29 protein-coding genes are annotated in these 26,185 nt (G+C 72.8%); 9 read left to right on the forward strand and 20 right to left on the reverse strand.

The features are described 5' to 3' along the window. Positions 1 to 2: 2 nt before the first annotated feature. Complete coding sequence (locus tag ACFV5H_RS24310) at positions 3 to 734, reverse strand: VIT1/CCC1 transporter family protein (RefSeq protein ID WP_385056872.1); 732 nt, start codon at positions 732 to 734, stop codon at positions 3 to 5. 455 nt (positions 735 to 1,189) lie between these two features. Between ACFV5H_RS24310 and ACFV5H_RS24315 the strand changes: the two genes are divergently transcribed. The 6 genes from ACFV5H_RS24315 to ACFV5H_RS24340 are packed head-to-tail and all read left to right on the forward strand — an operon-like array spanning position 1,190 to position 8,299. Further along, entirely contained in the window at positions 1,190 to 2,203 is a 1,014-nt protein-coding gene (locus ACFV5H_RS24315; protein WP_385197275.1) for an ADP-ribosylglycohydrolase family protein, read from the forward strand. Further along, on the forward strand, positions 2,200 to 3,573 hold the full coding sequence (locus ACFV5H_RS24320) for an ADP-ribosylglycohydrolase family protein (protein ID WP_385197276.1): 1,374 nt from the start codon (positions 2,200 to 2,202) through the stop codon (positions 3,571 to 3,573). The genes ACFV5H_RS24315 and ACFV5H_RS24320 overlap by 4 nt, the downstream gene beginning before the upstream one ends. Positions 3,574 to 3,580: 7 nt before the next feature. Continuing rightward, complete coding sequence (locus ACFV5H_RS24325; protein WP_385197277.1) at positions 3,581 to 4,762, forward strand: ADP-ribosylglycohydrolase family protein; 1,182 nt, start codon at positions 3,581 to 3,583, stop codon at positions 4,760 to 4,762. Continuing rightward, positions 4,750 to 6,255: an ADP-ribosylglycohydrolase family protein gene (locus ACFV5H_RS24330; protein ID WP_385197279.1), complete on the forward strand. Its 1,506-nt coding sequence runs from the start codon at positions 4,750 to 4,752 to the stop codon at positions 6,253 to 6,255. The genes ACFV5H_RS24325 and ACFV5H_RS24330 overlap by 13 nt, the downstream gene beginning before the upstream one ends. After that, complete coding sequence (locus tag ACFV5H_RS24335; protein ID WP_385056888.1) at positions 6,252 to 7,472, forward strand: CaiB/BaiF CoA transferase family protein; 1,221 nt, start codon at positions 6,252 to 6,254, stop codon at positions 7,470 to 7,472. The genes ACFV5H_RS24330 and ACFV5H_RS24335 overlap by 4 nt, the downstream gene beginning before the upstream one ends. Continuing rightward, a complete protein-coding gene (locus ACFV5H_RS24340) occupies positions 7,469 to 8,299 on the forward strand; it encodes an HpcH/HpaI aldolase/citrate lyase family protein (RefSeq protein ID WP_385056890.1) in 831 nt (276 codons plus the stop codon). Before ACFV5H_RS24335 ends, ACFV5H_RS24340 begins: the two co-directional genes overlap by 4 nt. Positions 8,300 to 8,606: 307 nt before the next feature. Here the strand turns inward: ACFV5H_RS24340 and lgt are convergent, their stop codons facing one another. The 11 genes from lgt to hisI form a co-directional block, all read right to left on the reverse strand. Then, a complete protein-coding gene (gene lgt / locus ACFV5H_RS24345) occupies positions 8,607 to 9,581 on the reverse strand; it encodes a prolipoprotein diacylglyceryl transferase (protein ID WP_385054905.1) in 975 nt (324 codons plus the stop codon). Positions 9,582 to 9,674: 93 nt separating this feature from the next. Next, the gene (locus ACFV5H_RS24350; RefSeq protein WP_385054902.1) at positions 9,675 to 10,454 is read right to left on the reverse strand and encodes a thioredoxin domain-containing protein; all 780 of its coding nucleotides are present in this window, start codon (positions 10,452 to 10,454) and stop codon (positions 9,675 to 9,677) included. 97 nt (positions 10,455 to 10,551) lie between these two features. Beyond that, positions 10,552 to 11,367: a tryptophan synthase subunit alpha gene (gene trpA, locus ACFV5H_RS24355; RefSeq protein ID WP_085573144.1), complete on the reverse strand. Its 816-nt coding sequence runs from the start codon at positions 11,365 to 11,367 to the stop codon at positions 10,552 to 10,554. After that, positions 11,364 to 12,647 (reverse strand): tryptophan synthase subunit beta, encoded by a 1,284-nt coding sequence (trpB, locus tag ACFV5H_RS24360; RefSeq protein WP_385197280.1) that lies wholly within the window; start codon positions 12,645 to 12,647, stop codon positions 11,364 to 11,366. Before trpB ends, trpA begins: the two co-directional genes overlap by 4 nt. Before the next feature lie 131 nt (positions 12,648 to 12,778). Continuing rightward, positions 12,779 to 12,952, reverse strand: a complete 174-nt coding sequence (gene trpM / locus ACFV5H_RS24365; RefSeq protein WP_385054896.1) for a tryptophan biosynthesis modulator TrpM — start codon at positions 12,950 to 12,952, stop codon at positions 12,779 to 12,781. Between the two features lie 21 nt (positions 12,953 to 12,973). Beyond that, positions 12,974 to 13,783, reverse strand: coding sequence for an indole-3-glycerol phosphate synthase TrpC (trpC, locus tag ACFV5H_RS24370; RefSeq protein ID WP_385054893.1), 810 nt, complete (start codon positions 13,781 to 13,783; stop codon positions 12,974 to 12,976). Positions 13,784 to 13,903: 120 nt separating this feature from the next. Continuing rightward, positions 13,904 to 14,341, reverse strand: a complete 438-nt coding sequence (locus ACFV5H_RS24375; protein WP_385197281.1) for a DUF2752 domain-containing protein — start codon at positions 14,339 to 14,341, stop codon at positions 13,904 to 13,906. Between the two features lie 65 nt (positions 14,342 to 14,406). Further along, a complete protein-coding gene (locus ACFV5H_RS24380) occupies positions 14,407 to 14,634 on the reverse strand; it encodes an HGxxPAAW family protein (RefSeq protein ID WP_385054887.1) in 228 nt (75 codons plus the stop codon). Between the two features lie 142 nt (positions 14,635 to 14,776). Next, positions 14,777 to 15,418 carry a TIGR02234 family membrane protein gene (locus ACFV5H_RS24385; protein WP_385054885.1) on the reverse strand — a complete coding sequence of 214 codons (642 nt, stop codon included), beginning with the start codon at positions 15,416 to 15,418 and terminating at the stop codon, positions 14,777 to 14,779. Positions 15,419 to 15,470: 52 nt separating this feature from the next. Next, a complete protein-coding gene (locus tag ACFV5H_RS24390; RefSeq protein WP_385197283.1) occupies positions 15,471 to 16,964 on the reverse strand; it encodes an anthranilate synthase component I in 1,494 nt (497 codons plus the stop codon). An 11-nt stretch (positions 16,965 to 16,975) separates the two neighbouring features. Beyond that, complete coding sequence (hisI, locus tag ACFV5H_RS24395; protein ID WP_385054910.1) at positions 16,976 to 17,368, reverse strand: phosphoribosyl-AMP cyclohydrolase; 393 nt, start codon at positions 17,366 to 17,368, stop codon at positions 16,976 to 16,978. A gap of 75 nt (positions 17,369 to 17,443) precedes the next feature. On the opposite strand from hisI, the gene ACFV5H_RS24400 reads away from it, so the two are divergent. Further along, entirely contained in the window at positions 17,444 to 18,079 is a 636-nt protein-coding gene (locus ACFV5H_RS24400) for a TIGR03085 family metal-binding protein (RefSeq protein WP_385054879.1), read from the forward strand. 21 nt (positions 18,080 to 18,100) lie between these two features. Further along, entirely contained in the window at positions 18,101 to 18,499 is a 399-nt protein-coding gene (locus ACFV5H_RS24405) for a VOC family protein (protein ID WP_385054876.1), read from the forward strand. Between the two features lie 3 nt (positions 18,500 to 18,502). Here ACFV5H_RS24405 and hisF read toward each other — a convergent pair whose 3' ends face one another. From hisF to hisD, 8 genes are read right to left on the reverse strand one after another with little or no spacing between them, the layout of a single operon-like run. Continuing rightward, entirely contained in the window at positions 18,503 to 19,258 is a 756-nt protein-coding gene (hisF, locus tag ACFV5H_RS24410; RefSeq protein ID WP_385054874.1) for an imidazole glycerol phosphate synthase subunit HisF, read from the reverse strand. Further along, a complete protein-coding gene (locus ACFV5H_RS24415) occupies positions 19,255 to 19,659 on the reverse strand; it encodes a Rid family hydrolase (protein WP_385054871.1) in 405 nt (134 codons plus the stop codon). The genes hisF and ACFV5H_RS24415 overlap by 4 nt, the downstream gene beginning before the upstream one ends. After that, the gene (priA, locus tag ACFV5H_RS24420) at positions 19,656 to 20,381 is read right to left on the reverse strand and encodes a bifunctional 1-(5-phosphoribosyl)-5-((5-phosphoribosylamino)methylideneamino)imidazole-4-carboxamide isomerase/phosphoribosylanthranilate isomerase PriA (protein ID WP_385054869.1); all 726 of its coding nucleotides are present in this window, start codon (positions 20,379 to 20,381) and stop codon (positions 19,656 to 19,658) included. Before priA ends, ACFV5H_RS24415 begins: the two co-directional genes overlap by 4 nt. 4 nt (positions 20,382 to 20,385) lie before the next feature. Next, entirely contained in the window at positions 20,386 to 21,027 is a 642-nt protein-coding gene (gene hisH, locus ACFV5H_RS24425) for an imidazole glycerol phosphate synthase subunit HisH (protein ID WP_385054866.1), read from the reverse strand. A 4-nt stretch (positions 21,028 to 21,031) separates the two neighbouring features. Then, a complete protein-coding gene (locus ACFV5H_RS24430; RefSeq protein ID WP_385054863.1) occupies positions 21,032 to 21,190 on the reverse strand; it encodes a hypothetical protein in 159 nt (52 codons plus the stop codon). Positions 21,191 to 21,193: 3 nt separating this feature from the next. Next, positions 21,194 to 21,787 carry an imidazoleglycerol-phosphate dehydratase HisB gene (gene hisB, locus ACFV5H_RS24435; RefSeq protein WP_024882525.1) on the reverse strand — a complete coding sequence of 198 codons (594 nt, stop codon included), beginning with the start codon at positions 21,785 to 21,787 and terminating at the stop codon, positions 21,194 to 21,196. Next, complete coding sequence (locus ACFV5H_RS24440; protein WP_385054860.1) at positions 21,784 to 22,893, reverse strand: histidinol-phosphate transaminase; 1,110 nt, start codon at positions 22,891 to 22,893, stop codon at positions 21,784 to 21,786. Before ACFV5H_RS24440 ends, hisB begins: the two co-directional genes overlap by 4 nt. Continuing rightward, positions 22,890 to 24,215, reverse strand: a complete 1,326-nt coding sequence (gene hisD, locus ACFV5H_RS24445; protein WP_385054858.1) for a histidinol dehydrogenase — start codon at positions 24,213 to 24,215, stop codon at positions 22,890 to 22,892. The genes ACFV5H_RS24440 and hisD overlap by 4 nt, the downstream gene beginning before the upstream one ends. Before the next feature lie 193 nt (positions 24,216 to 24,408). Between hisD and ACFV5H_RS24450 the strand changes: the two genes are divergently transcribed. Next, the gene (locus ACFV5H_RS24450) at positions 24,409 to 25,986 is read left to right on the forward strand and encodes an oxidoreductase (RefSeq protein ID WP_385054855.1); all 1,578 of its coding nucleotides are present in this window, start codon (positions 24,409 to 24,411) and stop codon (positions 25,984 to 25,986) included. Positions 25,987 to 26,185: the final 199 nt, after the last annotated feature.

Raw genomic sequence — 26,185 nt, forward strand, 5'->3', positions numbered from 1 at the left:
CACTATCCTACGGCCGTTCCGAACAGTGTGCCCAGGACGTACGTCACACCGGCCGCCGCGCCACCGAGGGCGAGCTGCCGCAGACCGCTGTACCACCAGGTCCGCGCCGTCACCTTGGCCACCACCGCACCGCACAGGAAGAGCCCGAGCAGCGCCAGCAGCACGGCGGGCCACAGACTGCTCGCGCCGAGCAGATACGGCAGTACGGGCAGCAGGGCGCCCAGCGCGAAGGAGCCGAAGCTGGACACGGCGGCGACGGTGGGCGAGGGCAGGTCGGAGGGGTCGATGCCGAGTTCCTCGCGGGCGTGGATCTCCAGCGCCTGCTCGGGGTCCCGGGAGAGCTGCCGGGCGACCTCACGGGCCAGCTCGGGCTCGACACCGCGGGACTCGTAGAGCGCGGCGAGCTCGGCCTCCTCGTCCTTGGGGTGCTTGCGCAGCTCACGCCGCTCGACGTCGAGCTCGGCCTCGACCAGCTCGCGCTGGGAGGCGACGGAGGTGTACTCGCCGGCCGCCATGGAGAAGGCACCGGCGGCCAGACCGGCGAGGCCGGTGAGCACGACGGTCTGCTGACTGACTGCCCCTCCGGCGACACCGGTCATCAGGGCGAGGTTGGAGACCAGTCCGTCCATCGCGCCGAAGACCGCGGGGCGCAGCCAGCCGCCGTTCACGTCCCGGTGCGTGTGGTTGTCGCGGTGCGCCTCGTGCAGCGTCGCCTCGGTCTCGATGATGGCCATGCCGGTGTCCCCCACAGCTCTTCTTTGGACAAGTTCTACTCTTCGACAACACCCAAAATACGCCTCCTCATTCCCTCCCGCCAGCAAGGAAAGGCTGGGCTAACCTGCGGTTTTGCGGGCTTCGCTCGTTTGTGTAGATGGGTGCGCAGATGTCGACCGGGTGACGCTGAGGGCTGTGAGGCTGCGCCGGGCACCGAGCAGGGGACAGATGCGCAAAGGGCTCCGCGCCTCTCGGGGCGCACCTGAGAGGAGAGCCGCGTATGGCATCGACCGCCCGCATCCCCTCTGTCCCGGTTGCGCCGGCTGGCCCGGTTGCGCCGACTGTCCCGGTTGCGCCGGCTGGCCCGGCTGTGCCTGCTGTGCCGACCGGCCCGGCTGTCCCGGCTGTGCCGACCGGCCCGGCTGTCCCGGCTGCGCCGACCAGCCGGGCTGTGCTGGCTGTTCCGGCTGGCCCGGTGCCCGGGGACGTCCTCGGGCGCCGCGAGCGGGCGCGCGGCGCGCTGCTCGGTCTGGCCGTCGGTGACGCGCTGGGCGCCCCGGCCGAGAACATGAAGCCCTCCGAGATCCGCGCGCGGTGGGGCCGCATCACGGGATACGTGACGGAGCACCCGGCGGGCACGGACGACACCGAGTACGCGATCTTCTCCGGCCTGCTGCTGGCCCGGCACGGCTCCGCGCTCACCCCGGCGCATGTCGAGACGGCCTGGCACGAGTGGATCGCGGACCGCGCGGAGGGCCCTTTCCGGGGCGCCGGCTTCAGCGAGCGCGGCACGCTGGAGAACCTGCGCCGGGGACTGGCGGCGCCGATCTCCGCCCAGCACCGGCACGCCTGGAGCGACGGGCTGGCGATGCGGGCGGCGCCCCACGGGGTGTTCGCGGCCGGCCGCCCCGACGAGGCGGCCCGGCTGGCGGCGATCGACGGTTCGGTCAGCCACGACGGCGAGGGCATCTACGGCGGCCAGGCGGTCGCGGCGGGCGTCGCGGCGGCGATGGCCGGGGCGCCGGTGGTCGCGGTCGTGGCCTCGGCCCTGGCGGTGGTCCCGGACGACTCCTGGACCGCCCGCTCACTGCGCCGCGCCGTCACCGCGGCCCACCTGGGAGAACGCGCGGTCCGCGCGGCGGTGGTGATCGGCGGCTACCCGTGGACGGACCTGGCCCCCGAGGCGGTCGCCCTCGCCTTCGGCGCGTACGCGGCGGCCGACGGCGACTTCGAACAGGCGGTGCTGACGGCCGTCAACATGGGCCGCGACGCGGACACCACGGCGGCGGTGGCCGGCGCCCTGGCGGGCGCGACCCGGGGCGCCGCGGCGATCCCGCCGGCCTGGTCGTCCGCCATCACCCCGGCCCGCGGCACCTGCCTCCCGACCATGGCGGGCCACCACGTCCTGGACATCGCGGACCTGCTGACGCCGGAGGCACCCGACGCCTCGGTCCTGGCACCGGCCGACAAGACGGAGGCGCCCACATGATCCCCCTCACCGACACAGACCCCACAGCCACCACAGGGACCACCCCACACAACCCACCCGCAGCCGCCGACGCCGAGAACGCCCCACAGGGGCCACCCGCACCCGACGACGAACGCCGCACGGGTGGTGCGGGTGGGAACACCCGGGCCGAAGGCGAAGCCGAGGCCGAAAGCCCCACCCAGCCGCCGCAGGCACAGGCACAGGCACAGGCACAGGCACAGGCAAGGAGCGAAGCCGAGGCCGTTGAAACCGCGCCGCAGGCGAGAATCGAGGGCCTCCTCCTCGGCCTCGCCGCAGGCGACGCCGCCGGCTGGCCCGCCGCCCGCCACCGAGCGGCAAGGATGCCCGAGTGGACACGCCGCCTCACCCGCGAGCTCGACACCTTCGCCGAACAGAACGCCACGACCACCCTCCCCGTCCCCATCGCCCTCAACCAGCCCTCCGAACCCCTGCGCCTGGGCCCCTCCGACGACGCCGAATGGGCGGCCTTCGCCGCGGAGGCCGTCCTCCGCGCCGGAGACGACACCGCCTTCGGCGACCTGAGCCGAGAACGCCGCACCCGCGCGGCGATCGACCTGACCTGGAACACCGTCGCCGGCGAGATCGCCGCGGCGGCGGACCGCGCCCCCGAGACGGAGTCCGCCGTACTCCCCCTGCGGGCCCGCATCTCCGTCCGCGCCGGCCTCGGCAACCTCGCCACCGGCCTGCGCCCGCCCGCCACCGGCCACGACAACCCCCACTACTTCGACGACGCCGCCTGCGTACGCGCCTGCGTGCTGGCCGTGGCGCACCCCGGCGACCCACGGGCCGCCGCCGACCTCGCGGAGTTCGACGCCCGCTACACCCAGGACGGCGACGGCGTGCACGGCGCCCGCGCCATGGCCGCCGCCGTCTCCCTCGCGCTGACCGGCGCGGACCCGCGCGCCTGTGTGGCGGCGGCCTGCGCCGAGCTGCCCGAGGACACGGAGATCGGCCGCAACGCCCGGCACGCCCTGAAGCTCGCGGTGGACGCCGACAGCGCCTTCGCCCTCGTACCGCCGCTGGAGCACCAGATCGTCGACCACGTCTACAGCTACGGCGTCGCCGCCGCCGAGACCGTCCCCGTCGCCCTCGCCCTCACCACCGCCGCCCACGGCCGGATCGCGGAGGCGGTCCCCGCGGCGGCCTGTCTGTCCCGGGTCGCGGACTCCGCCCCGGCGCTCGTCGGCGCCCTCACCGGCGCGCTGGGCGGCGGGGCCGCGATCCCGGAGACGTGGCGGGAGAGCTGCCGCACCCTCTCCGGCTGCGCACTCCCCCGGCTCACCGGCACGGACCTGATGGAACTCGCCGGACTCCTGGAAGCCGCACAACCGGCCCCGACAGGGGGATGATTCGGGCATGACGCGCGAAGAGGCGGAAAAGAGTGACCAGGGCCTGCCCCTGGACGAGCGGATCACCGGCGCCCTCGTCGGGGCGGCCGTCGGCGACGCCCTCGGCGGGCCGGTCGAGGGGTACTCCCCCGAGCAGATCGTCGAGCGCCACGGCGGGCGCGTGCACGGCGTCGTCGGCCCGTGGAACGGCGACGCGTGGCGCACCGCCCGCCCCATCGCGCCGTACCACAAGGGCGACGGCCACGTCACCGACGACACCCTGATGACGCACGCACTGATCCGGGTGTACGCGACGGTCCGCGACCACCTGGACGCCTACGCCGTCGCCGACCACCTGGTCCCGGACCTGATGACGAACCCGCGCTGGATCCCGGAGCTGGAGGCGGAGGCGCTCCCGCTGCAGCGGATCTTCCTCGCCGAGAAGTGGCTCGTGGCCCGCCTGCACTACGGTCACGTCGACCCGCGCGAGGCCGGCACCGGCAACATCGTCAACTGCGGTGCCGCGATGTACATGGCCCCGGTCGGCCTGGTCAACGCCGCCCATCCGGCCGCCGCCTACGCCGAGGCGCTGGATGTCGCGGGCGCGCACCAGTCGTCGTACGGCAGGGAGGCGGCCGGTGTCTTCGCGGCGGCCGTGGCGGCGGCGTGCGCGCCGGGTGCGACGGCGGACTCGGTGGTCGCCGCGTGTCTGGCCTTGGCGAAGGACGGCACCCGGGAGGCGGTCGAGAAGGTCTGCGACGTCGCCTCGCGCCACACGGACTTCGAGTCGGCGCTGGGTCCGCTGCGGGAGGCGGTGACGCCGTACGACACGGTCGGCCCCGACTACCGTTCCCCCTCCCTGGGCGCCCGCCGCCCGTCCCGGCTGCACGCCATCGAGGAACTCCCGGTGGCGCTGGGCATGCTGGTGGTGGCCGGCGGCGACTTCCACCACGCGGTCCTGGGCGCGGTGAACTACGGCCGCGACTGCGACTCCATCGCCACGATGGCCGGCGCGGTGGCCGGCGCGCTCGGCTCACCGGTCCCCGAGGGCTGGGCCAAGACCGTGGCGGAGGCCAGCCGCCTCGACCTGTGGGAGCCGGCGGCCGCCCTCACCGCCGTGACGCGCGAGATCTTCGTACGCGACGTACAGCGCCGCCGCGCCCACGAGCGGGCGTTCGCGGACCTGGGAGGCCCCGGATGCTCCGACTGACCTGGGTCCAACCGGAGGACCTGATCGGCCACGAACTGCGCCAGGCGTCCCAGGACGGCCGGGAACCCTCCGCCGTGGCCGCCCGCTGGCAAGCGGCAGGCGGCCCCGAAGCCCCGACCCACGCGGGCGCGTCCCCCGAACCGGCCTCCCCCTACCTCCGCCTCCTGGCCACCGACCTCCTGGACGAACTCGCCGACCTCCCGAGCGCCCTCGCGGACGACGAACCGACCGACCTGCCCAGAATCAAGTCCCTGTGCCCGAACTGGCCCGCGTGGTCTGCGGGCAATCGTGCCGCTGGGGCGATGGAGGTCCCCCCGCTCGAGCGAAGCCGGGAGTGGGGGAGGGTGGGCGATGGGGGTACCTCCCGCTCGAGCGAAGCCGAGAGTGAGGGAGGCACCCCGCAAGCGCCGGGCCGCGCAACAACCCCCCGAGCAGCACACCCCGCCGCCCTGGAAGCCGCCTGGCTCGGCCGAGCAGTCGGCTGCCTCCTGGGCAAACCGGTGGAGAAACTCCCTCTGACCGGCATCCGTCAACTGGCCCGGTCCACCGGCAACTGGCCCCTCACCACGTACTTCACCGCCCACGGCGTCCCGGAGCCACTGCTCGCCCAGTACCCCTGGAACCGCCGCTCCGCGACAACCTCCCTCGCCGAGAACATCGACGGCATGCCCGAGGACGACGACCTCAACTACCCCCTCCTGAACCTCCTCGTCCTCCAACGCCACACCCGTGCCTTCACCCCCACCGACGTAGCCCGCGTCTGGCTGGACGAACTCCCCGCCGGCCGCACCTTCACCGCCGAACGCATCGCCTACCGCAACCTCCTCAGCGGCCTGGAACCCCCACTGACCGCCCGCCGCCACAACCCCTTCCGCGAGTGGATCGGCGCCCTGATCCGCGCCGACGTGCACGGCTGGACCAACCCCGGCGACCCGGCCGCCGCCGCCGAGCAGGCCCACCGCGACGCCACCCTCACCCACACCGCCAACGGCGTCTACGCGGCGATGTTCACGGCGGCCGTCATCGCCACCGCCGCCACCGGCGACCACGACGTCCACGCCTGTCTGCGCACCGGCCTCACCGTCGTCCCGCCCCGCTCCCGCCTCGCCCGAGCCGTCCGCCAGGCCGTTCGACTGGCGCACGAGCACACCGACTTCGACACCGTCGTCGACGTCCTGCACGCCACCTACGCCGCCACCCACCACTGGGTGCACGCCGTCCCCAACACCGCCCTGATCGCCGCCGCCCTCACCCACGCCGACGGCGACTTCACCGGCTCCGTCCGCCGCGCGGTGTCCGGCGGCTGGGACACCGACTCCAACGGCGCGACGGCCGGCAGCGTCGCCGCCCTTCTCGCCGGTTCGCCCCGCGCCCTCCCCGAACACTGGACGGCCCCGCTGAAGAACCGCCTGGCCACCTCCGTCGGCGACTTCCACGGCACCGGCTTCGACACCCTGGCCCGTCTGACCCATCTGGAGGCCACCCGCCCATGACGCCGTACGACGACCCCGCCCCCGTCCCCACCGGCCCCCCGCTGACCGGCCTGCGCGTCCTGGACCTCGCCACCCTCTTCGCCGGCCCCCTCGCCGCGACCCTGCTCGGCGACTTCGGCGCGGAGGTCGTCAAGGTCGAGCATCCGAGGAAACCGGACCCCTCCCGCGGCCACGGCCCGTCGAAGGACGGCGTCGGCCTGTGGTGGAAGATGCTCGGCCGCAACAAGCGCACCATCACCCTCGACCTGTCCACACCCGGCGGACAGGCCACCCTCCTGCGCCTCGCCGGGACCGCCGACGTGATCATCGAGAACTTCCGCCCCGGCACCCTGGAGAAGTGGGACCTGGGCTGGCCCGAGCTGTCCGCCGTCAACCCCCGGCTGATCCTGGTCCGGGTCACCGGCTTCGGCCAGTTCGGCCCGTACGCACACCGCCCCGGCTTCGGCACCCTCGCCGAGGCGATGAGCGGCTTCGCCGCGATCACCGGCGAACCGGACGCGCCGCCCACCCTCCCCCCGTTCGGCCTGGCGGACTCCATCACGGGCCTGACCACGGCGTACGCCGTCATGACCGCGCTCGCCGGCCGGGACCGCACGGGAGAGGGCCAGGTCGTCGACATGGCGCTGATCGAGCCGATCCTGACCGCGCTCGGCCCCCAGCCCACCTGGTACGACCAGCTCGGCCACGTCCAGCCCCGCACCGGCAACCGCTCCCAGAACAACGCCCCGCGCGGCACCTACCTCACCGCCGACGGCACCTGGGTCGCCGTCTCCACCTCGGCCCAGTCGATCGCCGAGCGCGTGATGGTGCTGGTGGGCCGTCCCGACCTGATCGACGAACCCTGGTTCGCCACCGGCGAGGACCGGGCCCGGCACGCGGACGTGCTGGACGAGGCGGTCGGCGGCTGGATCGCCCGGCACACCCGCACCGACGTGCTGGCCGCCTTCGAGAAGGCGGAGGCGGCCATCGCCCCCGTCCAGGACGTACGGGACGTCATGACGGACCCGCAGTACCAGGCCCTGAACACGATCACCACGGTCGACGACCCCGAGCTGGGCCCGCTGCGCATGCAGAACGTGCTCTTCCGGCTCTCCGGCACCCCGGGCGCGATCCGCTGGGCGGGCCGCCCGCACGGCGCGGACACCGAGGAGGTCCTGACCGAGCTGGGTCTCACGCCCGACGACCTCGCGGAGCTCCGCGCGGAGGGCGCCCTGTGACGGGCTTCCCGCTGACCTGGCTGTACGCCCCCGGTGACCGCCCTCCCGTGGTGGCGAAGGCGCTCACCTCCGGCGCCGACGTGGTGGTGGTCGACCTGGAGGACGCGGTCGCCCCCGACCGCAAGGCCTACGCCCGCTCCGCCACCGCCGAGCTGCTGCGCGACCCGCAGCCGGTCCCGGTCCACGTCCGCGTCAACGCCCTGTCCGGCCCCTGGGCCCGCGCCGACCTCGCGGCCGTCGCGCACGCCCCCGGTCTGTCCGGCCTGCGCCTGCCCAAGGTGTCGTCCCCGGCCGACGTCGTACGCGTCGCCCGGCGCACCGTGTCCGCCCACGGCGGCGCGCTGCCCCTGTACGCCCTCCTGGAGACGGCCCTCGGCATCGAACGCGCCCATGCCGTGGCCACCGCCCACCCGTCCCTGCGCGGTATCGCCATCGGGGAGGCGGACCTACGGGCCGACCTGGGCGTACGCGACGACGCGGGCCTCGACTGGTCCCGTTCCCGGGTGGTCGTCGCCGCGCGTGCGGCGGGCCTCGCCCCGCCCACCCAGTCCGTCCACCCCGACATCCGCGACCTGAACGGCCTGGCCGCCTCCTGCGCCCGCGGCCGCGCCCTGGGCTTCCTGGGCCGCGCCGCGATCCACCCCCGCCAACTGCCGGTCATCGAGCGCGCCTACCTCCCCACGGAGGAGGAGATCGAACAGGCGGAAACCATCCTCAAGGCAGCAGCCTCCGACCAGAGCGCCCAAGCCCTCCCCGACGGCACCTTCATCGACACAGCAGTAGTGAAAGCAGCCCAGAGAACCCTGTCCCTGACCACCAGACCCTGACCCACCCACAAACCACGGCCAACCGCACCCCCACCCCCACAAACCGCGAACAGCCGCACCACCACCCCCGCAAACCACGGCCAACCGCACCCCCACCCCCACAAACCGCGAACAGCCGCGCCACCGCCCCCGCAATCCGCGGCCAACCGCGCCACCGCCCCCGTAATCCGCGGGCAATCGTGCCGCAGGGCGGCACGGGTGGGCGCGGCGGCACCCCGCGAACGCCGGGCTGCGCAACACCCCCGCCCCGCACAGACCGAGGGCGCCCGGAAAACCCCGGGCGCCCTCGGTGTCGTACGGCAAACCGTCAGCTCTTCTTCGCCGACCCGGCCCCATCCTTGGAGTCCTCGGCCTCAGAGGACTCCTCCTCCTCGGAAGGAGAATCCTCCTTGCCCTTTTCCACGGCCTCGGCCTCGGTCTCGCCATCGGAGGCAGCCTCACCGCCGGAGGCAGCCTCACCGTCGGAGACTCCCGGCTCCACCACATCCTCCCGCCCCGGCCGCTTCCGCACCGACAGCACGATGTACAGCACCGCCAGCAGGAACACCAGGACCGCCGTCCAGTTGTTCAGCCGCAGCCCGAGAATGTGATGCGCCTCGTCGACCCGCATGTACTCGATCCAGAACCGCCCCGCGCAGTACGCCGCGACATACAGCGCGAACGCCCGCCCGTGCCCGAGCTTGAACCGCCGGTCCGCCCAGATCACCAGCAGCGCCACCCCGACGCACCACAGCGACTCGTACAGGAACGTCGGGTGGTACGTCCCCGCGACCCGGCCGTCGGAGGAGGACGTGATCTCCACCGCCCACGGCAGATCCGTTTCCCGCCCGTACAGCTCCTGGTTGAACCAGTTGCCCCAGCGTCCGATCGCCTGGGCGAAGGCGATGCCCGGCGCGATGGCGTCGGCGTAGGCGGGCAGCGGGATGCCACGGCGCCGGCAGCCGATCCACGCGCCCAGCGCGCCGAAGGCGATCGCGCCCCAGATGCCGAGGCCGCCCTCCCAGATCTTGAAGGCGTCCACCCAGTCACGGCCCTCGCTGAAATACAGCTGGTAGTCCGTGATCACGTGGTAGAGCCGGCCGCCGATCAGGCCGAAGGGCACGGCCCAGACAGCGATGTCGGCCACCGTGCCGGCCCGCCCGCCCCGGGCGATCCAGCGCTTGTTGCCGAGCCAGACGGCAACGAAGACGCCGATGATGATGCAGAACGCGTAGCCGCGCAGCGGAACGGGGCCGAGGTACAGCACCCCGCTCGACGGGCTGGGAATGTAGGCAAGTTCCATGGCAGGGTCGACGCTACCGTGCCGGACCGGCCGCACGGCAGGCAGCCCGGCTACGGCTCCATAACAGGACCGTCGGACGATCGGTCCGGGGCGTCACTGTCCCTTGTTGGCCTCCTCCACCATCTGCTTGAACTTCTCGGGGGTCATCGAGCGGTCCTGGTGGATGTTCTCGCCCTCGTACAGCACCGTCGGCGTGCCGCTGAAGCCGCCCTTCCGGAACGCCTCGTGGGACTTGGCGACCCAGCTGTTGTGCGTGCCGTCCTCGACGCAGGAGCGGAAGGCGGGGGTGTCGAGTCCGTCGACCTTGCCGGCCAGCTCGATCAGCTTGCCGTTGTCGGCGAAGGCGTCGTCGCTCTCCGGCGGCTGGTTCTCGAACAGCACGTCGTGGTACGCGGCGAACTTCCCGGCGTCCTGGGCGCAGGCGGCGGCGTTGGCCGCGTTGCGGGAGCCGGTGCCGCCCAGGCCGTTGTCGATCAGTGTGACCAGGTGGTACTCCACCTTCAGCTGACCGGATTCGGTCAGCTCGTGGATGGTGGGGCGGTAGTTCTGCTCGAAGACCTTGCAGGCCGGGCAGCGGAAGTCCTCCCACACGGTGAGGGTGGCCTTGGCGCTCTCCTTGCCGACCGGGATGGCGAGGCCGTCCTTGCCCAGGGCCCCGGAGGGCGCCACGACGGGGCCGGACGCCTCGCTCTCGTCGTCCCCGCCCGAATTGGCGGCGATGACACCGATCACCGCCGCGAGCCCCAGGACACAGAGCACGCTCGCGCCCACGATCAGGGCACGGCGTCGCTTCTCCGCCTTCTTCTGCTTCTCGCGCTCGTCCGCCATCCGCTCCCGGGCGGTGCGCTTTCCCTCACGGTTCTTCTCGCTCACACCCGCAGAACGAACCGGGGAGGCGCACAGCGCCTCCCCGGTCCCAGGACCACCCGTACGAGGGACCCGTACGACTACCTGCGGATATCCCGGCCGGTCACGCCTGCCGGCGTACGCCCTTGGCCAGGTCACCGGCGAGCGCCCGGACGGCCTCGACGCCGGCGGCGGCGTCGGGGGCGTCCAGCATCCGCTTGACGAAGGCCGAGCCGACGATCACGCCGTCGGCGAAGCGGGCGACCTCGGCGGCCTGGGCGGGGTTGGAGACGCCGAGTCCGACACAGACCGGGATGCCGGTGGTGGCGCGGGTGCGCCGCACCAGGTCCTCGGCCTGCGCGCCGACCGACTCACGGGTGCCGGTGACACCCATCAGGGAGGCGGCGTAGACGAAGCCGCTGCCGACCGCGGTGATCTCGGCGAGCCGCTCGTCCTTGCTGCTGGGCGCGACCACGAAGACCGTGGCGAGCCCGTGCTTCTCCGCGTGCTCCCGCCACAGCGCCGACTCCTGGACGGGCAGGTCGGGCAGGATGCACCCGGCGCCGCCCGCCTCGGCCAGCTCGGCGGTGAACCGCTCGACGCCGTAGCGGTCGATGGGGTTCCAGTACGTCATGACGAGGATCGGCTTGCCGGTGGCCGCGTGGGCCTCGCGGACCGTGCGCATCACGTCGGCGATCTTCACGCCGCCGCGCAGGGCGATGTCGTCGGCGGTCTGGATGACCGGGCCGTCGAGGACCGGGTCGCTGTGCGGCAGACCCACCTCCACGACGTCGGCGCCGCCGTCCAGGGCGGCCTTGACGGCCTCGATGCCGCCGTCCACGGTCGGGAACCCGGCCGGGAGGTAGGCGATGAGGGCGGAGCGGCCCTCGGCCTTCGCCGCGGCGAGGGTGTCGTTCAGCAGCCGCACGTTCCCGCTCACTTGGCGTCCCCCTCGATCTCGGCGGTGCCGGCCTCCTCGGCGGCGACCTCGGCGTCGGTGTCGTACAGCCCGAAGTAGCGGGCGGCGGTGTCCATGTCCTTGTCGCCGCGCCCGGACAGGTTGACGACGATCAGCGCGTCCTTGCCCAGTTCCTCGCCGACCTCCAGGGCGCCGGCGAGGGCGTGGGCGCTCTCGATGGCCGGGATGATGCCCTCGGTGCGCGACAGCAGGCGCAGGGCCTGCATGGCGGCGTCGTCGGTCACCGCGCGGTACTCGCCGCGGCCGCTGTCCTTGAGGTAGGAGTGCTCCGGGCCGATGCCCGGGTAGTCCAGGCCGGCCGAGATCGAGTACGGCTCGGTGATCTGGCCCTCTTCGTCCTGGAGGACGTACGACCGGGAGCCGTGCAGGATGCCGGGCTCGCCCGCGGTGAGGGTGGCCGCGTGCTCGCCGCTCTCGATGCCGTGTCCGGCGGGCTCGCAGCCGATGAGGCGTACGTCGGTGTCCGGGATGAAGGCGTGGAAGAGGCCGATGGCGTTGGAGCCGCCGCCGACACAGGCGATCGCGGCGTCGGGCAGGCGTCCGGCGCGCTCCAGGAGCTGGCGGCGGGCCTCGACGCCGATGACGCGGTGGAAGTCGCGCACCATCGCCGGGAAGGGGTGCGGTCCCGCGACGGTGCCGAAGAGGTAGTGCGTGCGGTCGACGTTGGCGACCCAGTCGCGGAACGCCTCGTTGATGGCGTCCTTCAGGGTGCGGCTGCCGGACTTCACGGCGATGACCTCGGCGCCGAGCATGCGCATCCGGGCCACGTTGAGGGCCTGGCGCTGCGTGTCGATCTCGCCCATGTAGATCGTGCAGTCGAGGCCGAAGAGGGCGCAGGCGGTGGCGGTGGCCACGCCGTGCTGTCCCGCGCCGGTCTCGGCGATGACGCGGGTCTTGCCCATGCGCCGGGTGAGGAGGGCCTGGCCGAGCACGTTGTTGATCTTGTGCGAGCCGGTGTGGTTCAGGTCCTCGCGCTTGAGGAAGATCCTTGCTCCGCCGGCGTGCTCCGCGAAACGGGGGACCTCGGTGAGCGCGCTCGGGCGGCCGGTGTAGTTGACGAGCAGGTCGTCGAGTTCCCGGGCGAACTCGGGGTCGTGCTTGGCCTTGTCGTACTCGACGGCGACCTCGTCGACCGCGGCGACGAGGGCCTCCGGGATGAACTTGCCGCCGAAGGCGCCGAAGTAGCCTTCGGCGGTCGGGGTCAGACCCTCCGGGTCGGGGATGAAGAAGGTGCTGGGCATGCGTGTACCTCACGGTGAGTGTGTGTCGGGCACGTTTCGCCGTGGAGCGGGGGGTGTCGGCCGGCTTCAGGCCGTGTGTGGCTGGTCGCGCTCACGCGACGGAGTCGCATATTCAGTACAGCCCCGCGCCCCTAGGTCGGCTGGTGCCATCGCATGCCGTTGACCTGCCCGGGTTCGTCGCCGATGACGTATCGCACCCGGCGGCCGTGCACCCTACGCGCGGGCGCGCGGCAGCCCCGGGGCCGACAGCCGCGCGCGAGGCGGGCGTACGGGTCACGAGGGGCCAGGGGGAGTACGGGTGTCATCGGGGTCAGCCTACCGGTGGATCAGCCGCGGCCGTGGCGGAGTGCGGGGTGTTCGCCCGCTGCCACCAGGTCGGAGACGGCCGTCTTGGGGTCCTTGCCGGTGACCAGGGACTCGCCCACCAGGACGGCGTCGGCGCCGGCGTTGGCGTAGGCGATGAGGTCGTGCGGGCCGCGGACGCCGGACTCGGCGACCTTGACGATGTGCGCGGGGATCTCCGGGGCGACCCGCTCGAACGTGCCGCGGTCGACCTTCAGCGTCTTCAGGTTGCGCGCGTTGACGCCGATGACCTTGGCGCCCGCGTCGACCGCGCGCTCGACCTCGTCCTCGTCGTGCACCTCGACGAGCGGGGTGAGGCCGATGGACACGGCGCGCTCGATCAGCGACTCCAGGGCCGGCTGGTCGAGGGCCGCGACGATCAGCAGGGCGAGGTCGGCGCCGTACGCGCGGGCCTCCCAGAGCTGGTACGACGTGACGATGAAGTCCTTGCGCAGGACGGGGATGTCCACGCGCGCGCGGACGGCCTCCAGGTCGGCCAGCGAGCCGCCGAAACGGCGCTGTTCGGTGAGGACGGAGATGACGGCGGCGCCGCCCGCCTCGTAGTCGGCGGCGAGTCCCGCCGGGTCGGCGATCGCGGCCAGCGCGCCCTTGGACGGGCTGGAGCGCTTGACCTCGCAGATCACCTTGACGCCGTCGCCGCGCAGGGCGGCCGCGCCGTCCTTGGCCGCGGGAGCCTTCGCCGCACGCTCCTTGAGCTCGTCGAGGCTGACGCGCGCCTGCCGCTCCGCGAGGTCGGCACGGACTCCGTCGATGATCTCGTCGAGCACACTCACGCGAGCGGCCCCCTTCCTGACGGTCGGTCTTCACTGGTCACTGCGATGGTATCCGCAGCAGGGCGGATGCCTCGCATCCAGGTTGACGCCGCTCTCTCCACCTGGGCTTTCGCTTGTTGATCAAGGATGCAGCCAGCCGCCGAACGGCAGGTTCCGGACAACCGTGAACACCACGAACAGTGCTGCCAGGGACCACAGGAGCACCGGCGGCGGATCGATCCGCAGCGGCGGACCGCCGCGCGCCGCGCGGACCACCCAGACGGTCCACAGCACGGCGCAGACGGCGTAGCCGAGGACGGCGGGCGCGTTGGCCTGGAGGGCGGCCGGGAGGTCGCCGTGGACGACGGCGTGCGCGCTGCGCAGTCCGCCGCAGCCGGGGCAGTACAGGCCGGTGAGGCGCAGCAGCGGGCAGGCGGGGTAGTGGCCGGGCTCGTTGGGGTCCACGGCCCCGACGTAGGCGAAGGCCCCGGCGACGGCGGCGAGCAGCCCCGCGGGGACGGCCAGTCGGGCCGCTCTGCCGGGGGGCGCTTGGGGGGTGGGGGCGTTCACGCTGTGCATTGTGCCCCGGACACGGCTCAGGGGCGGTTCCGGCGGTGTGCCGGGCCCGCCCCTGTGCGGAGTGTTCAGCCCTCGGCGCGGGCCGGTACGGCGTGGTTGCTCTTCGGCTGGCCCATGCCCATCGAGCGCATGACGGCGCCGACGACGCCGCCGAGGATCACGAGGCCCATGCCGGCCCAGAAGCCCGCGGGCTGGTCCATCACCATGAACGCGCCCGCGACGCAGAAACCGATGAAGGCGATGATGACACCGGTCCAGGCGGCCGGGGTGTGACCGTGGCTGCTGCCCGCCATTGCTTGCTCCTCGTTGCTGTGTACGTGTCTGAGCAGACGCTCGCCCTCATTGTCCCGCACGCACGCGCCGAGGGTGAGCGGGGGTACCGCGCCTCCCCCGCTCACCGCGGGCAGTAGTGCCGCGGAGCGGCACGGCCGCGCGTCAGGCGCCCGTCGGGTCCTCGCCCCTGTCCAGGGCCTTCCAGAGGTCCTCGGGGCGGTCGGGGTCGACGGAGGCGGGCCTGCGGCGTGGGCGTGGGGCGCCGCCCCGTTCGTAGCGGCCGGACATGGCCGGCCAGAGGCGGCCGTAGCGCAGGGCGAGCAGGCCGGCCAGCAGCAGCAGGACACCGCCCACGGCGGCCACGTACGGCCACGCCGTGTGGCTCAGGGCCTCCACGGTCGCGGACGTGTCGCCCGACGCCTCCGCCGCCTTCTCGTCGAGCGCCCCGCTGTCCGACGCCCCGAACAGCGCCGCCGCCACCGTGCCCGCCCCGGACAGCGCCAAGAGCGCCGCGACGGCGAAGCGCCCGGCCCGGCGCACGGCGAACACCGCGACCAGCGCCGCCAGCCCCACGACGGCCAGGGCGGCGGGCACGCCCGTCACGTCGCTGCCCTGCGCGGTCAGCGGGAACGCGCCGCCGGCCACCGTGGCGGTGCCCTCCGACCACTGCTGCCGGGTGGCGAGCAGGGCCACGGCCGCGCCCAGGGCGCCGCTCAGCAGGGCGACGGCGAGGCTGAGACGGCCACTGCGGGCGGTGCCGGCGGCCTCGGAACGGGGGGTAGGTACAGCAGTCACGCCCTCCACTATCGCCTGAACCCCGGGCGAACCGACACCCGGGGTTCGCCTCGGACGCCCCTCAGACCGTTCCCAGCCGGTTGGCGGTGTGCACCGCGCGCAGCACCGCCGCCGCCTTGTCACGGCACTCGGTGTCCTCCGCGACCGGGTCGGAGTCGGCCACGATCCCCGCTCCGGCCTGCACGTACGCGGTGCCGTCCCGCAGCAGGGCGGTACGGATCGCGATCGCGGTGTCGGAGTCGCCCGCGAAGTCGAGGTAGCCGACGCAGCCGCCGTACAGCCCGCGCCGGGACGGTTCGAGTTCGTCGATGATCTGCAGCGCGCGGGGCTTGGGCGCCCCGGAGAGCGTGCCGGCCGGGAAGCAGGCGGTGAGCACGTCGAACGCGGTACGGCCGGCGCCGACCCGGCCGGTGACCGTCGAGACGATGTGCATGACGTGCGAGTACCGCTCGACGGACATGAAGTCGACGACCTCGACGGAGCCGGGTTCGCAGACCCGGCCGAGGTCGTTGCGCCCGAGGTCGACGAGCATCAGGTGCTCCGCGCGCTCCTTGGGGTCGGCGAGCAGTTCGTCACCGAGGGCCTGGTCCTCCTGCGGGGTGGCGCCGCGGTGCCGGGTGCCGGCGATGGGGTGGACCATGGCGTGCCCGTCCTCGACCTTCACCAGCGCCTCGGGGGACGAGCCGACCACGTCGAAGCCGTCGAAGCGGAACAGGTACATGTACGGGGACGGGTTGGTGGCCCGCAGCACCCGGTAGACGTCGAGGGCGCTCGCCGTGCACGGCGTCTCGAACCGCTGGGAGGGGACGACCTGGAAGGCCTCCCCCGCGCGGATGCGTTCCTTGATGTCCTCCACGGCCTGCCGGAAGTCGGGGCCGCCCCACCGCGCGGTGTACTCGGGCAGCTCGGAGGGCGGCAGCACGGCGGGCGGCTGGGCCACCGCGCGGGTGAGGTCGGCCTCCATGGCGTCGAGCCGGGCCACGGCGTCGGCGTACGCCTCGTCGACGCCGGTCTCCAGGTCGTTGTGGTTGATCGCGTTGGCGATCAGCCAGACGGCGCCCTCCCAGTGGTCCATGACGGCGAGGTCGCTGGTGAGCAGCATGGTCAGCTCGGGCAGCCTCAGGTCGTCCCGCTCGCCGGGGCCGACCTTCTCCAGGCGGCGCACGATGTCGTAGCCGAGGTAGCCGACCATGCCGCCGGTGAAGGGCGGCAGGCCCAGGTCGTGGGCGAGGTCGCGCGGGGTGTGCAGGGTCTGGAGGGTCGTGCGCAGCGCGGCGAGCGGGTCGCCGTCCACGGGGACGCCGACGGGCGGGGCCCCCTCCCAGTGCGCCTGTCCGGCGCGCTCGGTGAGGGTGGCGGCGCTGCGGACGCCGACGAAGGAGTAGCGGGACCAGGAGCGGCCGTTCTCCGCCGACTCCAGCAGGAACGTGCCCGGGCGCTCGGCGGCGAGCTTGCGGTAGAGCGCGACCGGGGTGTCGCCGTCGGCGAGGAGCTTGCGGGTGACCGGGATGACCCGGCGGTCGGTGGCGAGCTTGCGGAACGTCTCGAGGTCCATGGCGGCAGACCTTACTGATCCGCGGCGGGTGCGTCCGCCGGCAGGACGTCGGCGTCGAAGCAGGTACGGGCGCCGGTGTGGCAGGCGGCGCCCACCTGGTCGACCTTGACCAGCACGGTGTCCGCGTCGCAGTCCAGGGCGACCGACTTGACCCACTGGAAGTGGCCGGAGGTGTCGCCCTTGACCCAGTACTCCTGACGGCTGCGCGACCAGTAGGTGCAGCGGCCGGTGGTGAGCGTGCGGTGCAGTGCCTCGTCGTCCATCCAGCCCAGCATCAGCACCTCTCCGGTGTCGTACTGCTGGGCGATGGCGGGCAGGAGGCCGTCGGGGCTGCGCTTGAGCCGCGCGGCGATCTCCGGGTCGAGGCGGCTGGGCCGGGACGTGCTGCTGGTCATGCCGACCATTGTGCCGCGCGGGGATGTCGCGCCCACGCACACGTCCACTGGGCGGACTTCCCGCCCGGCCGTAGGCTGGCATGCATGTCGACCCATGCCAAGCGTGAACGACTTCTCCTGGCCGACCTGCTGGAGACCACGGGCCCGGAGGCCCCCACCCTGTGCGAGGGCTGGACGGCCCGGGACCTCGCCGCCCACGTGGTGGTGCGCGAGCGCCGCCCCGACGCGGCCGGCGGCATGCTGGTCAAGCAGCTGGCGGCGCGTCTGGAGCGGGTGACGGCGGAGTTCACCGACAAGCCGTACGAGGAGCTGATCCAGCTCATCCGGACGGGTCCGCCGCGCTTCTCGCCCTTCTCGCTCAAGCAGATCGACGAGCTGTCGAACATCGTCGAGTTCTACGTCCACACGGAGGACGTGCGCCGCGCCCAGCCCGACTGGACGCCGCGCGAGCTCGACCCGGTGTTCCAGGACGCCCTGTGGTCGCGTCTGGAGCGCTCCGCGCGGCTGATGGGCCGCGGGGTGCCGACGGGTCTGGTGCTGCGCCGCCCGGACGGCCAGACGGTGGTGGCGCACCGCGGCACCCCGGTGGTCACGGTGACCGGGGAGCCGTCCGAGCTGGTGCTGTTCGCCTACGGCCGGCAGAGCGCCGCCAAGGTCGAGCTGGACGGCGACGAGGACGCGATCACGAAGCTGCGCGAGACCAAACAGCTCGGCATCTGATCCGCACGAAAGGCGCAGCTCGTGATCAAAGTGGCCATGACCAGTGTGTACGTCGACGACGTGGCGAAGGCGCACGCCTTCTACACCGATGTCCTCGGTTTCGAGACCCGTACCCACATGGATCTGGGCGGCGGCACGCTGTTCGTCACCGTGGGCGCGAAGGACGGCGCCCAGCGGGACCTGGAGCTGCTGCTGGAGCCGGGCCAGGGGCCCATAGCGGAGCCGTACCGCAGGGCGGTGCGCGAGGCGGGGCTGCCCGCGATCGTGTTCTCCGTGGACGACCTCCGCGCGGAGTTCGAACGGCTCCGCGGGGAGGGTGTCCACTTCGTCCAGGACCCGCAGGAGCAGGGTCCGGTGATCGCCGCCGTCCTGGACGACACGGTCGGCAATCTCATTCAGCTGGCCCAGCCGACCGGCTGAGCCTCACCGCACCGGGTGACCGGCTCCCCGCAGCGTCTCCTTGACCTGGCCGATGCGCAGGTCGCCGAAGTGGAAGACGGAGGCGGCCAGCACCGCGTCCGCGCCCGCCGCGACCGCCGGCGGGAAGTCGGCGAGCCTGCCGGCGCCCCCGGAGGCGATCACCGGGACGGTGACGTGCTCCCGGACGGCGGCGATCATCTCCAGGTCGTAGCCGTCCTTGGTGCCGTCGGCGTCCATGGAGTTGAGCAGGATCTCGCCGGCGCCCAGCTCGGCGGCCCGGTGCGCCCACTCGACGGCGTCGATGCCGGTGCCGCGACGGCCGCCGTGCGTGGTGACCTCGAAGGAGCCGGAGTCGGTGCGCCGGGCGTCGACCGAGAGGACGAGCACCTGTCGGCCGAAGCGTTCCGCGATCTCGCGGATGAGGTCGGGCCGGGCGATGGCCGCCGTGTTGACGCCCACCTTGTCGGCGCCCGCGCGGAGCAGCTTGTCCACGTCCTCGGTGGTGCGGACGCCGCCGCCCACGGTGAGCGGGATGAACACCTGCTCGGCGGTGCGGCGCACCACGTCGTAGGTCGTCTCGCGGTTGCCCGACGAGGCGGTGATGTCCAGGAACGTCAGCTCGTCGGCGCCCTCGGCGTCGTACACCTTGGCCATCTCGACGGGGTCGCCCGCGTCGCGCAGGTTCTGGAAGTTGACGCCCTTGACGACCCGGCCGTTGTCCACGTCCAGGCAGGGGATGACTCGGACCGCCAGGGTCATGAGGTCACGGCTCCTCTGAATGCTTCGAGTTCCACTGAGACCAGGACGCGCGAGTCGACGAAGCCCTCGACCACCAGCAGGGTGGTGACCGGGCGCACCGCGTCGAACAGCTCCTTGTGGGCGCGTCCGGCCGCGTCGACGTCCCGCGCGTGGGCGAGGTGGAGGCGCGTGCGGATCACGGACTCGACGCCGAGCCCGAACTCGCCGATCGCCTCCAGCGCGCTGGTGAAGGCCACCTTGGCCTGCTCGTACGGGTCGCCCTCCCCGTACAGCACATCGCCCCGGAACGCGGTCGTGCCCGCCACCAGGACGCGGTCGCCCGCCGCCACGGCACGTGCGAAGCCGAGGGTCTCCTCCCAGGGGTTCGTGCCCTGTACGCGCCGTACGGCATCGGTCGTCATGAGGACACAGCCTCCAGGGCCTCTTCCAGGGTGAACGCCTTGGCGTACAGGGCCTTCCCGACGATGGCGCCCTCGACACCGAGCGGCACGAGGCCGGCGATGGCGCGCAGGTCGTCCAGGGAGGAGACGCCCCCGGAGGCGACCACGGGGCGGTCGGTGGCGGCGCAGACGTTCTTCAGCAGCTCCAGGTTGGGGCCCTGGAGGGTGCCGTCCTTGGCGATGTCGGTGACGACGTAGCGGGCGCAGCCCTCCTTGTCGAGGCGCTCCAGCGTCTCGTAGAGGTCGCCGCCGTCGCGGGTCCAGCCGCGGCCGCGCAGGGTGGTGCCGCGTACGTCGAGACCGACGGCGATCTTGTCGCCGTGCTCGGCGATGATCCCGGCGACCCATTCGGGGGTCTCCAGGGCGGCGGTGCCGAGGTTGACGCGGGTGCAGCCGGTGGCGAGGGCGGCGGCGAGGGTGTCGTCGTCGCGGATGCCGCCGGACAGCTCCACCTTGATGTCCATCGCCCCGGCGACCTCGGCGATCAGCGCGCGGTTGTCGCCGGTGCCGAACGCGGCGTCCAGGTCGACCAGGTGCAGCCACTCGGCGCCCGAGCGCTGCCAGGCGAGGGCGGCCTCCAGGGGGGAGCCGTACGAGGTTTCCGTCCCGGACTCGCCGTGCACCAGGCGGACGGCCTGGCCGTCGCGGACGTCGACGGCGGGGAGGAGTTCGAGCTTGGCCATGTCTCTACAGGGTTCCGATCCAGTTGGTGAGGAGCTGGGCACCGGCGTCGCCGGACTTCTCGGGGTGGAACTGGGTGGCCCACAGGGCGCCGTTCTCCACGGCGGCCACGAACGGCTTGCCGTGGGTGGACCAGGTGACCAGCGGGGCGCGCATCGCCGGGTTGGTCGTCTCGAGGGTCCAGTCGTGGACGGCGTAGGAGTGCACGAAGTAGAAGCGGGCGTCCGCGTCGAGGCCGGCGAACAGCTCGGAGCCGGCCGGGGCGTCCACGGTGTTCCAGCCCATGTGGGGCACGATGTCGGCCTGGAGCGGCTCGACGGAGCCGGGCCACTCGTCGAGGCCCTCGCTCTCCACTCCGTGCTCGATGCCCCGCGCGAAGAGGATCTGCATGCCGACGCAGATGCCCATCACCGGGCGCCCGCCGGAGAGCCTGCGGTCGACGATCCAGTCGCCGCGCGCCTCCTTGAGGCCCTTCATGCAGGCGGCGAAGGCGCCGACGCCGGGCACCAGCAGCCCGTCGGCGTTCATGGCCGCGTCGAAGTCACGGGTGATCTCGACGTCGGCTCCCGCGCGGGCGAGGGCGCGCTCGGCGGAACGGACGTTGCCGAAGCCGTAGTCGAAGACCACGACCTTCTTGGTGGTGCTCAAAGGTTCACACCTCCAGCCTCAGAAGCCCCGTGCCGAGACACATCACGGCGCCGATGGAGAGCAGCACGATGAGGCTCATGGGCATCTTCTGCTTGACGAAGGAGATGATCCCGCCGACGAAGAACAGGCCGACGACGATCAGGACGGTGGACAGGCCGTTCATGGCTTACAGCGCGCCCTTCGTGGAGGGCAGGATGCCGGCCGCGCGGGGGTCGCGCTCGGAGGCGTAGCGCAGGGCGCGGGCGAGGGCCTTGAACTGGCACTCCACGATGTGGTGCGCGTTGCGCCCGTAGGGCACGTGCACGTGCAGCGCGATCTGGGCCTGGGCGACGAAGGACTCCAGGATGTGCCGGGTCATCGTCACGTCGTACTCGCCGATCATCGGCGCCATGTTCTCGGGCTCGGTGTGCACGAGGTAGGGGCGGCCGGAGAGGTCGACGGTGACCTGGGCGAGGGACTCGTCCAGCGGGACCGTGCAGTTGCCGAAGCGGTAGATGCCCACCTTGTCGCCGAGCGCCTGCTTGAAGGCGGCGCCGAGCGCGAGGGCGGTGTCCTCGATGGTGTGGTGGGAGTCGATGTGCAGGTCGCCCTCGGTCTTCACGGTCAGGTCGAACAGACCGTGCCGGCCGAGCTGGTCGAGCATGTGGTCGTAGAAGCCGACCCCGGTGGAGATCTCGGTCTTTCCGGTGCCGTCGAGGTCGATCTCGACGAGGACGGAGGTCTCCTTGGTGGTGCGTTCCACGCGTCCTACGCGGCTCATGCGCTCTGCTCCTTCTTGATCTCACGTACCGCGTCGAGGAACGCGTCGTTCTCGGCCGGGGTGCCCGCGGTGACCCGCAGCCATCCCGGCACTCCGTTGTCCCGGACCAGGACGCCCCGGTCGAGGATCTTCCGCCAGACGGCGTGGGAGTCCTCGAACCGTCCGAACTGGACGAAGTTGGCGTCGGACTCGGTCACCTCGTAGCCGAGGGCGCGCAGTTCGGCGACCAGCCGGTCGCGCTCGGCCTTGAGCTGCTCGACGTAGCCGAGCAGTGTGTCGGTGTGCTCCAGGGCGGCCAGCGCGGTCGCCTGGGTGATCGCGGAGAGGTGGTACGGCAGCCGGACCAGCTGGACGGCGTCGACGACCGCCGGGTGCGCGGCGAGGTAGCCGAGGCGCAGGCCCGCCGCACCGAACGCCTTCGACATGGTGCGGGAGACGACCAGGTTGGGGCGTCCGTCGAGCAGCCGCAGCAGCGAGTCGCCGTGGCTGAACTCGATGTACGCCTCGTCGACGACCACCATCGACGGCTTGGCCGCCTGGGCGGCCTCGTACAGCGCGAGGACCGTCTCCGGGGGGACCGCGTTGCCGGTGGGGTTGTTGGGGGTGGTGACGAAGACGACGTCGGGCCGGTGCCCGGCGATCGCCTTCCCGGCGGCGGCGAGGTCGATGGTGAAGTCCTCGCCCCGCGGCCCGGAGATCCAGCCGGTGCCGGTGCCGCGCGCGATGAGGGCGTGCATCGAGTACGACGGTTCGAAGCCGATGGCGGTACGACCCGGCCCGCCGAAGGTCTGCAGCAGCTGCTGGATGACCTCGTTGGAGCCGTTGGCGGCCCACACGTTCTCGACGCCGACCGGGTGTCCGGCGGTCTTCGTCAGGTACTCGGCCAGCCTGGTGCGCAGCTCGACCGCGTCCCGGTCGGGGTAGCGGTTGAGGTGCCGGGCGGCCTCGCGGACCCGCTCGGTGATCCGCTCGACCAGCGGCTCGGGCAGCGGGTAGGGGTTCTCGTTGGTGTTCAGCCGTACGGGGACGTCCAACTGGGGGGCGCCGTAGGGGGACTTGCCGCGCAGCTCGTCCCGTACGGGAAGATCGTCGATTCCGAAGCTCACTTGTTCTCAGGCACCTTCCACCCGAACCTCGCCTTGATCGCCGCGCCGTGCGCGGGCAGGTCCTCCGCCTCCGCCAGCGTGACCACGTGGTGCGCGACCTCGGCCAGCGCGTCCTCGGTGTAGTCGACGATGTGGATGCCGCGCAGGAAGGACTGGACGGACAGGCCCGAGGAGTGGCAGGCGCAGCCGCCGGTGGGCAGCACGTGGTTGGAGCCGGCCGCGTAGTCGCCGAGGGAGACCGGGGACCAGGGGCCGACGAAGATCGCGCCCGCGTTGCGCACCCGGTCGGCGAGTGCCGCGGCGTCGGCGGTCTGGATCTCCAGGTGCTCGGCGCCGTAGGCGTCGACGACCCGCAGGCCCTCCTCGGGACCGTCGACCAGGACGATCGCGGACTGGCGGCCGGACAGGGCCGGGACGATCCGCTCGTCGATGTGCTTGCTGGCCTCGACCTGCGGCTCCAGCTCCTTCTCCACCGCGTCCGCGAGCTCCGCGGAGTCGGTGACGAGGACGGCGGCGGCCAGCGGGTCGTGCTCGGCCTGGCTGATCAGGTCGGAGGCGACGTGCACCGGGTCGGCGGTGGAGTCGGCGAGGATCGCGATCTCGGTCGGGCCGGCCTCGGCGTCGATGCCGATCATGCCGGTGAAGTAGCGCTTGGCGGCGGCGACCCAGATGTTCCCGGGGCCGGTGACCATGTTCGCGGGCGGGCAGGACTCGGTGCCGTACGCGAACATCGCGACGGCGGTGGCGCCGCCGGCCGCGTAGACCTCGTCGACGCCGAGCAGGGCGCAGGCGGCGAGGATCGTGGGGTGCGGCAGGCCGCCGAAGTCGGCCTGGGCCGGTGAGGCGAGCGCGAGGGACGGGACGCCGGCCTCCTGGGCGGGCACCACGTTCATGATCACGGAGGACGGGTAGACGGCCCGGCCGCCCGGCGCGTACAGCCCCACGCGGTCGACCGGCACCCACTTCTCGGTGACCGTGCCGCCGGGCACGACCTGGGTGGTGTGGGTGGTGCGGCGCTGCTCGCGGTGAACGAGCCGGGTGCGGCGGATGGACTCCTCCAGGGCCGCGCGCACGGCCGGGTCCAGCTCTTCCAGCGCACGCTCGATCGCGGCGGCCGGGACCCGTACCCGATCCAGCTTCACGCCGTCGAACCGCTCGGCGAAGTCGATCAGCGCCGCGTCGCCCCGATGATGCACGTCCTCGCAGATGGGCCGCACCTTTTCCAGGGCGGCCGCGACGTCGAAGTCGGCTCGGGGCAGCAGGTCGCGCAGGGCGGGGCCCTCGGGGAGGGCGTCGCCGCGCAGATCGATTCGGGAGATCACGTGCTCAATTCTCTCAGACCCGCATGGTGGGCCGTCCGCCCGTTCCAATGGCTGATACGTCACGCCCCCGGTGACGGTACGCGCACATTTCCGAGATCCTCTTCACTTTCCGTGTTCAACGCGTCACCCCACCGGGCATGAACGGTTGTACGAAGGGACGAACCGGCGAGTAGGTGAGAAGGAGGGGAGTGCCGTGACCGACGGGGTGGGACCGGGCGGCGGAGAGCCGCCGGAGAATCTGACCGCCACGGAGGCCGGCATGTGGCAGGCCTTCCGCAACGGCAGCGTGTACGACCTGAGCAGCGGGGACACGGTCGTCGACGATCCGCACGGAGGACATCCGTGGGGCCCCGAGCGGACGGTCCGGGCGCGCGTCGTGTGCTGGCTGCTGCTGGACGGGCCGCCCGCCCTGGCCGGCCGGGTCTCGTCGCTGAAGCTGGTCGGGGTGCAGATCAGCGGCCCGCTGGACCTGGCGGGCGGCACGGTGGTGCCGTACCTGGAGATGCGGGCCTGCCGTTTCGAGCGGGACGTGCTGCTGCCGGAGGCCCGCTTCACGACCGTGCGGATGGTGGACTGCTCGATACCGCGCCTGGAGGCGGCCCGGCTGCACACCGAGGGCGATCTGCACCTGCCGCGCTGCCGGTTCACGGGCGGCGTACGGCTCACCGACGCGCGGATCGGTACGGACCTGCTGCTCAACCAGGCGATCGTGCACCGGGACCGCAGTGGCCGCTCGATAGCGGCCGACGGGATGAACGTGGGCCAGGACCTCCAGGCGGAGATGCTGGAGTCGCACGGCGAACTGAGCCTGCGCAGCGCGACGATCGGCGTGTCGCTGAGTCTGCGCGGGGCCCGGCTGGCCAACCCGTACACCCGGCTCGCGCTGAACGCGCCGCAGCTGACCGTGGAACGCTCGCTGTATCTGACCCCGGCGGGGGTGGGCGCCCAGGCGCGCAGCGGGATGACACCGGCGCGCGGGACGCGGATCCAGCGCTTCGAGTGCCAGGGCGGGGTGCGTCTCGACGACGGGCGGTTCGGGGACGCGGTCGACTTCGAGGGGGCCCGGTTCACCTTCACCGACGAGCAGGAGCTGTCGCTGCGCCGGGTGCAGACGCCGGAGCTGCGCTTCCTCGGGGAGCGGCCGGTGCGCGGCAGGGTGGTGCTGTCGGGGGCGAAGGTGGTCAACCTGATGGACAGGGCGGACAGCTGGCCCGGCCCCGGCCGGCTGCACATGGGCGGCTTCACCTACGAGAACCTGGTGCCGCGCGGGCCGTTCCCGCTGGCGCTGCGGCTGCGCTGGGTGGACGCGGCGAGCGCCGAGTACAACCCGGAGCCGTACGAGCGGCTGGCCGCCGTGCTGCGGGAGGGCGGGGAGGACGAGGACGCCCGCGAGGTGCTGCTCGCCAAGCAGCGCCGGCGCCGCGAGAGCCTGCCGATGGCGGCCAAGCTGTGGGGTTACGCGCAGGACTGGACGGTCGCCTACGGGTACCGTCCGGGCCGGGCCGCGGTGTGGATGGCGGTGCTGTGGGCGGCCGGTTCGCTGGCCTTCGCGCGGGCCGATCCTCCGCCGATGAAGAACGGCGAGCATCCGGCGTGGAACCCGCCCCTGTTCGCCCTGGACCTGCTGCTGCCGGTGATCGACCTCGGCCAGGTCGGCTTCTGGCAGCTGCGCGGCGGCTGGCAGTGGCTGTCGGCCGCGTTCATCCTGCTGGGCTGGATCCTGGCGACGACGGTGGCGGCGGGGGCGACGCGGACACTGCGCCGTACGTAGCGGCCCCGCTGCCACCGGTGACGCTGTCGGCGGACCCCGTCACCGTCCGGTGAGGGGAGCGTTCCCCTCGGTGTGGCGCCGGGGTGGGTGCCTGACGAGTGCCTGGCGGTCGTCCGACGGATCCACCGACGGCGTCCCACCGGTGGCCGGGGGCGCGAAAGGCCCGCGCAAGGTGAAAAGCGCTCTGCTTTTTGCCGGG

The organism is Streptomyces sp. NPDC059787, assembly GCF_042732315.1.
GTDB lineage: Bacteria > Actinomycetota > Actinomycetes > Streptomycetales > Streptomycetaceae > Streptomyces > Streptomyces atrovirens.